Here is an 8,981-nt window from a genome sequence, read left to right on the forward strand (position 1 = left end):
ATATCCAAAATTGATGAAGATACCTCTTCAAAAGTTTTAATCTGTTTATACATACTTAATTAACTATTGATTAGACGCTCTAATATAGCCAATTTTTATGTATAGAATTTAGGTATGATAACAATTCTAACCATGTATATATCAGATTATAGAGAACTTTGCCTTTACATAATATTTTAGTATACATAAGGCATGGCGGTAGGCTTTGACATGCTTGCGGCTGAAACGCTGCTGACGATGAAAGCAGACTATCCCGACATCCGACTGTCAGCCGTCATTCCTTTCCGTAACCAGCCCGACAGGTTCAGCCCAAAGGACAAGGAACGTTACCAATCCATTCTTGGCAAGGCAGACAATGTCATCATGCTGGGCGAGACCTATTTTGACGGCTGCTACCTGCGGCGCAATGACTATATGTTAAACCTTTCCTGCCATGTCATCGCCTATTTCAACGGCGAGCCGAAAGGCGGAACGTTTTACACTTGCCGGAGGGCGGAACGCATGGGCTTGAAAATAGACAACCTGTATCAACCATAAAAAGGAGGAACGTATGAAAACAATGACAGTGATTACATTCGACGGCATAGAATACACTTGCCGAATAGTGAAAGACAATCAAGGAGAAGACCAGTATATCGGCAGCCTGGCATTGCTTGACGCCATGCATCCAGGCAGTTTTGACAAGTCCTACGAAGTTTTTGTCGGTATGGAGGCTCAATACATTTATGAAGATTTTTTCTTCTATACGGAAGAGGAGAATTTACTATTACCAGATGACAAACTGATTGAAATTCTCCATGAAAGCAACCCCAACTGGTTCTGATGACAATATCCGTCCCGTGCATGGAAGCTATAAATGGCTTCCTGCATGGGGAATACTCCCTATGCCACTTGTATTTCCTGACAGGCTGCCAATTATATTTCCATAACCTGTTATACTTTTCTTTCTTTTGCAAGAAAATGTAATCTCCTTTTATATCAGTCTGTGTCTTTGTCCGTTCCCTTGCCCCTCACCGTTTGTTTTTCCAGCTGCAAATGTCGGGCATCGCGCTTGACCTGTCACGCTTTGAAGTGGATTTCTTGCGGAATCTTCCTCCTGCGGAGCGTATTCGGCAAGAAAAAGCGTCAGGTGAAGCATGATCGATGCCCGGATAAAAGCATCCGTAAATCCCAAACAGGCTTCGGGGAAGGAGCCGATGACAGGGAAAGAAGTTTCACTTAAACATCTACGGATATGAACAAGAAATTTGAAAACCTCAGAGAGATGAAAGAGTACCGCCTTGCCATGCAGGTGGAAGATGCGTTGAATGACTACGGCTTTGACTATGCAGCCTTTGCCGCCTCTATTCCACTGATGCACCCGACCTTACAGCAGAACCTCTATAAGCTGTTGAAGGAGTGTCTTATCGTGATGGCTGATGGCAAAAGACGTTATGATGACCGCAACCTTGCATCGCATGAGGAAGCAAAAGACATCATGGCTTACTTGGAAGAGAACGGACGTTATATCCCTTACATTTAAAATACATTGGACTATGGAAAGAAACACGGTTTATTTGGTTTACACCTTGATTGAACAAAGCGACTGCGTATCTGATTGCCACGCCTTATATGCCACTCTTGAACGTGCGAAAGCCGCAATGGACAGGGAAATAGAGGAAGCAAGTGAGAACTTCTGCAAAGGAGAAGTATTGCACGACTTGGAGCGGTTGTATGAGTTCCGTACGGAAGACGGCTATGGTTTTACAGTGGGCATAGAAGAAATGGAAGCGTTATGAACAGGAAACGATACAAGTACATTCACAGGCTGGTGGAAAAGATTACCACCAGCCCGTCAAACAACATGGAGTTCAACTGTTATGGGCATTTGGTACACCTGGAGAGCGAAACGGACTGCTATGTGTCTGTCGCAGTCTATCATACGACCGACCGCTATTCCGGTGAACTGGCGGATTTCAGCTTTGACTACTGGACACACGAGCTGTACGTGGAATACGCTGAGGACGAGCGCCTGTTTGGTGCCATTGTCCGGGCGTTCCGGGATATTTACGCCGGCAGCGGCTTCAGCGTGAGCAGTTATGAGGATTAAGATTTAATGGTATAACTAACGGATAAAAGAATATGGAAAAAGATTATGTATTGCGGGCTGCCGGCACCATCAGGGACCAGCTGGTAGCCGTGACTCCGATAGGTGTCATCCGGTCATGGCACATTGACAAGTTCGTGGCAACGGAATACAAGGGCATGGCTGCCTTGCGCTTCCATGTCAATGGAAAGGTGTTCAGCGGCAATGTCATCGTGGCGTTGGAAGGACAGGATTGTTACGGGGTGTATTTGCAGAACTATTCCGGAACGAAACATGTCAAGGACGGAGTGTATTTCATGGAACTTGGCGAGGTCATTGACCGTGCGGTTAAGAACCGCACGGGAAAAATATGCCGTATGAAGCCGGAAGCACCGGTCCCCTTTCATGACCCAAAAGAATAATGATTGTAGTAATGACGGACATGAGGACAAAGGCTACATCGGTAGCGGAAATCCTTGACGGATTGAAACGGGATGCCGTGCAGGCGGTCAAACACCTGCTGGAAGACAGACGGCTGGAAGCTATGCCTGTTGATGCGGCAATCCGGCTTGGCTGGATGGATGAGGACGGACAGGCATACGGCGGGAATATCACAAAAGTCAGCCTTGACGGGGAACGTTTGCATGTTCAAGTACAGGACAAAGACTTGTCATGCCTGCTTGATGAAAGGCAATTCATGCCCGGCTGCCACATCTGGCTTGCGCAGTTGAAAGAGGCCATCCTTCATGCCCCGGTCACCGGCAGACAAACGGCTTGAACATGGAACAGTAATTGATGGGATGCCAAACAGCAGCATCCCGTTTCCCTTTCCTGTTTATTTGCCTGACACCCTGCCGCGGACACGCTTCAGTTCCACCCCTTCATCCTTCAATACCCGGAAGATTGAACTGCGGCTCCTGAATCCGCTGGCCTTCCAGATGTCATCGATGGTGTAGCCGCTCCGGTACATGTTTACCACAAGCTTATGTCTTTCCGCCCTTCCGTATGCTGCCTGTGAAAGTACCTTTATCCCTTTCGTCCGCCTGCCGTTCCGCAGGGCGCACTTGCGTATTGCGTTCAAATCTTCAGGAAGTCTGGCGATGACAGACAATATATCGGATGTCCCGGTTCCCGGAAACAGGTCGTCATTGGAATCTATGCCGTCACGCAGGGAGACAAGGCGAACCCCTTTTATTCGGCAGAACTCCAGAAGGAATGACAACTGTCCGGAGCCCTTAAGTACATGGGCCAGTTTGGAAATGACCAGAGTATCTCCATTTCCGATGCTTGCCAGCAGCTTGTCCAAACCCAGACGGAACCGCCTCTCTTCCGGCTGTTCCTCAATGATGTCATCACATCCGAACCTTTTCATCCATAACTTATCTTCTTCCCTGTCGGCATATCCGGGAATATACGCCAAATATCCTATTTTCGTCATGCTGTTTTCCTGTAAGTGTACGTTTCTGCTGCAAAAGTATGATTTTTCTTGAGAAAAACATGCCTGTCCTCCTTAAAATGCGCTTTGATGCCTATCTTTATAATCCGTGATGCGCTGTCACATTGTACACTTGGGAAATTGCATAGCCACTTTATCATACCGACAGGATATACCGGCAGATTCTTTACAAAGTTGGCCAGCAGAAAACAGAATTCGGCACAGGCAGTCAGACAGTCTTTTTTATGTCATATCTTATCCGTTAACAGACTGTCAGACAGTTATAAAAAACATACTATGAGTATGATAGCTTAAGAATCAGTAACATTTCATACATCCTTGATGCTGTATGTTTTCCATGCAGTAACTTTGCGCCGTCAAAATTCAAACAAAACCGATGGAACAAAAAATTAAAGCCGGGAAGCCGGACCGGTGGCAGGGTAGAACATTGTATAGGGAGAGGCAAAAACGGCATATCTTTCCTTCCCTTAAAAATCATACTTTATGCTACATGCTATTCATGGCGGCCACTTTCGTGTTCTGCGGATGTCAGTCCACAGACAAGGATACGCACCTTACCGCAGAAGAGGCAAAGACAATACGTCATGATTTCTTGCACAAAATTCAGACAAAGAATGAGGTCGGAACGGAAGAACTCATATCTCTTGTTAAAGAATGGAAACGCATCGATAAGGCTGTTTCTGACGGTTCTGCGCCTGATACGGCAGACTTCCACACCGCCCATGTCTCCAAAGACCATATTGTCTGGAACGACTCTGTCCGTTCACAAATGCGCCGCCTGATAGACAGCCGCCAGCGCCGCCTGACCGACTACCTTACCGTGGTGCAAAACCTTAACAGCATTGAGACGGATACTGTGTCAATGAGGTTGGCCTCTTCCGTCCACAGGCTCTACCGCAAAGCCGGGACGGCAGGCATCTACAAAGGAAGCGGCAAGGAGGCGGTGCGCAACTACAACCGGTTGTTGGAAGATGTGTTGCGCAAAGGTATCCATAACCGGCAGGAAGTCTTTGGATTTCTCATGGAGGAAGATGTGGCGTTCCGTTCATTCCTTCACCACCTGCCTGTCATAAGCGGCGGGGACATACCGATGGGCGGCATCACCAGGAATACCGGAACTGTCATCCGCCGTATCATCGGATTGGCCGATTCGGTGCCGCCCGTACTCGAAAAACCGGAGGCCGTCATCCTGTTGACCATGCGTAATAACCGGAGGCTGCTGCAGAATGCGGCGGCTTGTGTGGAAGACCTGGAAGTTCTCCGTATCAAAGATGACGGACAGGCAGCGGCCTACCTCTGGATGATCCTGCAGCCGTGGATAACTTTCGACGGTCTTGCCTATGCCCTCATGGATGAAGGGGAATGGCATCTGTTGGAAGAACTTGCCGTCAAGACCCCCGGCTCTTTAGGCAAGCTGAAAGTGGATGGCAGCCCTTTCGACATCAACGCACTGCCAGCACTCCTCATCGAAACGTTTATCCTCGGATGACTTTCATGTTTTACCTATCCTGACAACAATAAAACCAGATATAATGCAGAAAGAACAGATTGACCGTTTTATCACACTGGCCTCCCTGGAGATGCCGGCGTTAATAGCTCAACCCCTTTTCCAAGGAGCGGAAATATATGATGATTATGCCCTGCTCACGTTCAGCCTGCCAAAGGCGTACCCGATGGAAGAACTGGTTGACGAACTGGAGGACCAGATGGAACTGGTGCTGCTTTACCACCATGTGCCAAGTTCCGACACCCCTTTCGGGCAACGCTGCTGTGCCTATTCCAATCCCCGTTTCGGGCATATGTTCAAGATGAACGCACTGGCCGACGACCGGGTGAAGTGTGACACGATGTACGTGACCTTGTACGACTCGCTGGAAGTCATGGGCAGCGAGCTCCGTGAGGAACTTCTTCGGTCCATGAAGGGTGGTAAACTCCTGTACTCCATCAAGGAAGAAGAACTGCTTAAAGATTTCATCTGCCTATGAAAGACACCCTGTACAGGCAGCTTGCCTCCGTCATCCACGAGTACCGTACATGGGTGGACGTGCTGGACACCGAACGTGAAGGCAACTTCATGATTCTGTCCGGTGGCAGTCTCCAGCCGGTCCGTTGCCGGATGCTTTCCTTATTCGCAAAACGGACTCACGCCACCTATCCGAAAGGTCATGTGTGGAACATCCCGGAATACCGACTTGACCGGGCAGTGAACTCGCTGAAAAGGAAACCGGCGTTCAAGGAAAGATACAATTCGGGAAAGTTGTCCATACAGGACGCCGAGGACATCATCCTCCTTGCCTCTGACAAACTCATCAGTCTGGAACTTGAACTATAACCATAAAACAAGAATAAAACGATGCTTATCACCATCCTTTATATATTCTACACGCTGACCTATGCCGCCCTTCCTTTCCTGTATAAAAGCAGGCGTCCTTCCATGATCCAATTTTATTTGCGTATGGCTTACAGCCGTAGCTTCCGCAGATGCTACACGCTGGGAATGCTCGCCACACTCATGGTGTTCCACTTCTACCATCTGAATGTCTTTGGAAATGTCTATGAACTGGCCTTGTCATCCATTGCCTGCCTGGCCCTGTATTCCCATAAGAACACGGAGGGGGCATTCGATTTCCTGCAACGGAAACACCGTCTGTTTTGGTCGGCAATGGCAGCAATTATTCTGGTTTTCGTTCCGCATACGCTGCCTCTTGGCGTTACCTTGGCCACTGTCTTGTCCGGTGCTGTGTTCTATCCCTCGCGGGCTGTACGCACGGCTTCATCCGATAAGCTTAAAGCATACTTGGAATCTCCACATGACATTGTGGCGGATTACTACAAATGGCAGTAGGAAGTCTCGCCTGATGGAAAGATTGCTTACAGAAAAGCCTTTCCCTGCCATCCGGCCTGACTTGATTGAACAGGATAACGATTAAAAACAAATCACGCATGAAAGAAAATAAAACGACTAAGTGCCGCATCCAAATCGACACAGACCTGCTCGCATACCTCAATCCCGAATCGGGCGAGAAATGCTCAAAGATGGCCGCGTTCCGCAACCTTGTGGAGATAGCCAACGGGAACAAGAAAGAGTTCCCTGCCATCGCCAAGCCCTTGCCTGAAAGACAAGTGGCATTGACGGTCAGCGGACTTGCCAAACACTGGAACTGGCACCGCACCACGGTAAGGAAATTCCTCTCCACATTGGAGGAGGCAGGAACAGTCAAAGTCATTGGCCGCAGCGGCTATTTCATTCTTACTGTCACTTGCGTAGTGCCGGACGGGGAGAACTCCCAAGTCCCTTTGCTGTCGGAAGAAGAACTGCTCTTGAACCGCTGGCTCTGTGGCTACCTCACCATCGAGGAATCGGTGGAAATGCTTGCACACTTCATCACCGGAACGGATAAACTGTTCGTGCCCGAACCGACAGGCAAACACTCCGGCCGGCAAGCATCCACCGGCGAACGCCTGCACAAACTAATAGCCCACATCATTCTCCACCGCACGGGAATCATTCAGTCCGATATACAGGTGAACGAAGCCCTTGAAAAATTGTTCCTGGAAGAATGCGGCAAAGACCTTGCGCGTTTCCTTCTGCGGCTGACGCTTGCCGGACTGCGGCTCATCGACGCTGGAAACCTGTGGGAAGCGCAAGCCACTTGTAACGGCGATGAAACCGCCGACATCATTCTACGGCATTATCTCCCCTTTATAACGCAAGATAAGTCCCGCAATGAGCATACGCCACACGGGGAAACCAAGCCTGCGGAAAAATCGGGAAAATACTAAACCAAGGCGGCTTGTTTCCCCTCTCATCGGGTCTTGCCAGGACATGAACAAGGCATCCGACAAAGCGGATGGGTATCAACGGAGGTCTTGACCTCCGACCCTGACGACAGGGCTTGCCCACGAAGACAGGCTCAGCCTGCGTAGCCTAATACGCACTTTGCCCGGAAAGGGCAAAATGCAGGAACCGCCGGAGGCGGCAGCAAGCTGTAAAAAATGACCGGATTATATGGCAGAAAGCATCAAACAGGTATTTGACATCAGGCCCGGAAAGGGCATGAGCGAGGGCCAGAGCAACGAGCATCAGCGCAACTGGACGGAAAGAGGTTGGGAATGGGCGACGAGGCACGGCAATTATGACCGCACCCGTGAACGGCTCAACTTTGAAATAGTCAAGGGCGGGAAAGTTGTACCCGTGGATAAATCCAAGTCTATCGGGCAGCGCATGGTGGAATCCCTGCAATCCCGTGGCATCAAAGACCCCAACGAGGGACTCTCCGAGCCTGGGTTCCGCACGGTGGCCAACATCATCTTCGGCGGTTCGAGGGAGCGTATGCACCAGCTGGCCTTCGGCAGTCAGAGGGTGGACTTCACGCACGGGGCTGACAACTCGCACATCCGGCGCAACAAGGATATAGAGCGTTGGGCGCAGGATGTGTACAGGTTCGCATGTGGACAATGGGGCGAAGATAACGTCGTCGGCTTCTATGTACACCTCGACGAGCTGAATCCCCATGTGCATTGCACCGTGATACCGATGGATCCACGCGGCAGGATTTCCTACAACAAGGTTTTCGGAGGCAACAAATACGACTCCAAACAGCGTTTCTATTTCTACCATGACGAGTTCGCCAAGGTGAATGAAAAGTGGGGAATGAAGCGCGGTAGCAGCATAGCCGTGACAGGTGCGAAACACCGGACCACGGAGGAATACCGCCGTGCGTTGAGCGAGGAATGCACGACCATGGAGGAACAGATTGAGAACAACAGAAAGTTGCTCGGCGAGTTGCTTGCCGACATCCGTTTTGCCGAGAAACGGGTGAAAGGGCTGGGCACGATGATTGTCAACTTAGAGGAGAAAAAGAAGCAGATGATTGCCGAGATGGAAGCCCTTGCGGAAGAGTTGAAAGCAGGACGTGGCGATTCTGAGGAATTGCGCAAAAAGATAAGCAGACTCGACCTCGAACTGGAGAAAGTGCTTGACAACCTCACCGACAAGCGCAAGAAATTGGAAGAAGCAAACAAACAACTCACCGAGTATCGTAGGATAGAGGAAGAAACACGGGAACGTGCGGTGGAATACCGCCGAGACCTCAAAGCGGCCACTTACGACCTGGAACATCAGGTACGTTACCGGCTGGCGGACGCCTTGCTGGGAGACATCCTGAAAGACTTCCGGTCACAGTTTTCAGCAATGGATGATAACGGACGCGGCGTGTTTGACGGTTCGCTCCTGAAAGATGTGGCCGAGCGGGGCGAAGACATCTTCAAATGTGCCATCTATCTCTTTGCGAACTATGTGGACCTGGCTACGACATTTGCCGAAAACCACGGCGGCGGGGGTGGTGACAATGACCTGCCTTGGGGACGGAAAGAGGACGAGGACGACCGGGCCTGGGCAAGACGCTGCCTGATACAGGCAAGCCGGATGATGAAGCCCAAAGGAGGCAAGAACGTCCG

Annotated in this window: 14 protein-coding genes; 13 read left to right on the plus strand and 1 reads right to left on the minus strand. The window is 49.9% G+C overall.

From position 1 onward, the window contains the following. The first annotated feature begins 192 nt into the window (after nucleotides 1-192). The 7 genes from B5F25_RS19965 to B5F25_RS19995 all read left to right on the plus strand — a co-directional run bounded on the left by B5F25_RS19965 (nucleotide 193) and on the right by B5F25_RS19995 (nucleotide 2,843). Nucleotides 193-537, plus strand: a complete 345-nt coding sequence (locus tag B5F25_RS19965; protein WP_087251625.1) for an SLOG family protein — start codon at nucleotides 193-195, stop codon at nucleotides 535-537. Between the two features lie 13 nt (nucleotides 538-550). Beyond that, nucleotides 551-823: a hypothetical protein gene (locus B5F25_RS19970; protein ID WP_087251626.1), complete on the plus strand. Its 273-nt coding sequence runs from the start codon at nucleotides 551-553 to the stop codon at nucleotides 821-823. Between the two features lie 411 nt (nucleotides 824-1,234). After that, on the plus strand, nucleotides 1,235-1,522 hold the full coding sequence (locus B5F25_RS19975) for a hypothetical protein (RefSeq protein ID WP_087251627.1): 288 nt from the start codon (nucleotides 1,235-1,237) through the stop codon (nucleotides 1,520-1,522). Between the two features lie 13 nt (nucleotides 1,523-1,535). Beyond that, nucleotides 1,536-1,778 carry a hypothetical protein gene (locus tag B5F25_RS19980; protein ID WP_087251628.1) on the plus strand — a complete coding sequence of 81 codons (243 nt, stop codon included), beginning with the start codon at nucleotides 1,536-1,538 and terminating at the stop codon, nucleotides 1,776-1,778. Beyond that, nucleotides 1,775-2,089, plus strand: a complete 315-nt coding sequence (locus tag B5F25_RS19985; RefSeq protein WP_087251629.1) for a hypothetical protein — start codon at nucleotides 1,775-1,777, stop codon at nucleotides 2,087-2,089. Before B5F25_RS19980 ends, B5F25_RS19985 begins: the two co-directional genes overlap by 4 nt. A gap of 32 nt (nucleotides 2,090-2,121) precedes the next feature. Continuing rightward, a complete protein-coding gene (locus B5F25_RS19990) occupies nucleotides 2,122-2,487 on the plus strand; it encodes a hypothetical protein (RefSeq protein ID WP_087251630.1) in 366 nt (121 codons plus the stop codon). Continuing rightward, nucleotides 2,487-2,843: a hypothetical protein gene (locus B5F25_RS19995; protein WP_087251631.1), complete on the plus strand. Its 357-nt coding sequence runs from the start codon at nucleotides 2,487-2,489 to the stop codon at nucleotides 2,841-2,843. The genes B5F25_RS19990 and B5F25_RS19995 overlap by 1 nt, the downstream gene beginning before the upstream one ends. A 57-nt stretch (nucleotides 2,844-2,900) precedes the next feature. Here the strand turns inward: B5F25_RS19995 and B5F25_RS20000 are convergent, their stop codons facing one another. Further along, nucleotides 2,901-3,503, minus strand: a complete 603-nt coding sequence (locus tag B5F25_RS20000; RefSeq protein WP_087251632.1) for a recombinase family protein — start codon at nucleotides 3,501-3,503, stop codon at nucleotides 2,901-2,903. Nucleotides 3,504-3,897: 394 nt separating this feature from the next. On the opposite strand from B5F25_RS20000, the gene B5F25_RS20005 reads away from it, so the two are divergent. From B5F25_RS20005 to mobV, 6 genes are all read left to right on the plus strand, one after another. Next, nucleotides 3,898-5,010: a hypothetical protein gene (locus B5F25_RS20005; protein ID WP_241148454.1), complete on the plus strand. Its 1,113-nt coding sequence runs from the start codon at nucleotides 3,898-3,900 to the stop codon at nucleotides 5,008-5,010. A 43-nt stretch (nucleotides 5,011-5,053) separates the two neighbouring features. After that, a complete protein-coding gene (locus B5F25_RS20010) occupies nucleotides 5,054-5,506 on the plus strand; it encodes a hypothetical protein (protein ID WP_087251634.1) in 453 nt (150 codons plus the stop codon). Further along, nucleotides 5,503-5,853: a hypothetical protein gene (locus B5F25_RS20015; protein ID WP_087251635.1), complete on the plus strand. Its 351-nt coding sequence runs from the start codon at nucleotides 5,503-5,505 to the stop codon at nucleotides 5,851-5,853. Before B5F25_RS20010 ends, B5F25_RS20015 begins: the two co-directional genes overlap by 4 nt. A gap of 21 nt (nucleotides 5,854-5,874) precedes the next feature. Beyond that, on the plus strand, nucleotides 5,875-6,366 hold the full coding sequence (locus B5F25_RS20020) for a hypothetical protein (protein WP_087251636.1): 492 nt from the start codon (nucleotides 5,875-5,877) through the stop codon (nucleotides 6,364-6,366). 98 nt (nucleotides 6,367-6,464) lie between these two features. Further along, nucleotides 6,465-7,304: a hypothetical protein gene (locus tag B5F25_RS20025; protein ID WP_087251637.1), complete on the plus strand. Its 840-nt coding sequence runs from the start codon at nucleotides 6,465-6,467 to the stop codon at nucleotides 7,302-7,304. A gap of 226 nt (nucleotides 7,305-7,530) precedes the next feature. Next, on the plus strand, nucleotides 7,531-8,981 hold a 1,451-nt coding region (gene mobV / locus B5F25_RS20030), incomplete at its 3' end, for a MobV family relaxase (RefSeq protein WP_087251638.1).

The sequence above is a fragment of the Bacteroides sp. An19 genome (assembly GCF_002160215.1).
Lineage (GTDB): Bacteria > Bacteroidota > Bacteroidia > Bacteroidales > Bacteroidaceae > Phocaeicola > Phocaeicola intestinalis.

Excerpts from the sequence above, each read along its gene's own strand:
- B5F25_RS20025 (WP_087251637.1), top strand. The coding sequence starts at position 6,465 with ATGAAAGAAAATAAAACGACTAAGTGCCGCATCCAAATCGACACAGAC.
- B5F25_RS20000 (WP_087251632.1), bottom strand. The coding sequence starts at position 3,503 with ATGACGAAAATAGGATATTTGGCGTATATTCCCGGATATGCCGACAGG.
- B5F25_RS19990 (WP_087251630.1), top strand. The coding sequence starts at position 2,122 with ATGGAAAAAGATTATGTATTGCGGGCTGCCGGCACCATCAGGGACCAG.
- B5F25_RS19970 (WP_087251626.1), top strand. The coding sequence starts at position 551 with ATGAAAACAATGACAGTGATTACATTCGACGGCATAGAATACACTTGC.
- B5F25_RS19965 (WP_087251625.1), top strand. The coding sequence starts at position 193 with ATGGCGGTAGGCTTTGACATGCTTGCGGCTGAAACGCTGCTGACGATG.
- B5F25_RS20010 (WP_087251634.1), top strand. The coding sequence starts at position 5,054 with ATGCAGAAAGAACAGATTGACCGTTTTATCACACTGGCCTCCCTGGAG.
- B5F25_RS20020 (WP_087251636.1), top strand. The coding sequence starts at position 5,875 with ATGCTTATCACCATCCTTTATATATTCTACACGCTGACCTATGCCGCC.
- B5F25_RS19975 (WP_087251627.1), top strand. The coding sequence starts at position 1,235 with ATGAACAAGAAATTTGAAAACCTCAGAGAGATGAAAGAGTACCGCCTT.
- B5F25_RS20005 (WP_241148454.1), top strand. The coding sequence starts at position 3,898 with ATGGAACAAAAAATTAAAGCCGGGAAGCCGGACCGGTGGCAGGGTAGA.
- B5F25_RS20015 (WP_087251635.1), top strand. The coding sequence starts at position 5,503 with ATGAAAGACACCCTGTACAGGCAGCTTGCCTCCGTCATCCACGAGTAC.
- B5F25_RS19995 (WP_087251631.1), top strand. The coding sequence starts at position 2,487 with ATGATTGTAGTAATGACGGACATGAGGACAAAGGCTACATCGGTAGCG.
- B5F25_RS19980 (WP_087251628.1), top strand. The coding sequence starts at position 1,536 with ATGGAAAGAAACACGGTTTATTTGGTTTACACCTTGATTGAACAAAGC.
- B5F25_RS19985 (WP_087251629.1), top strand. The coding sequence starts at position 1,775 with ATGAACAGGAAACGATACAAGTACATTCACAGGCTGGTGGAAAAGATT.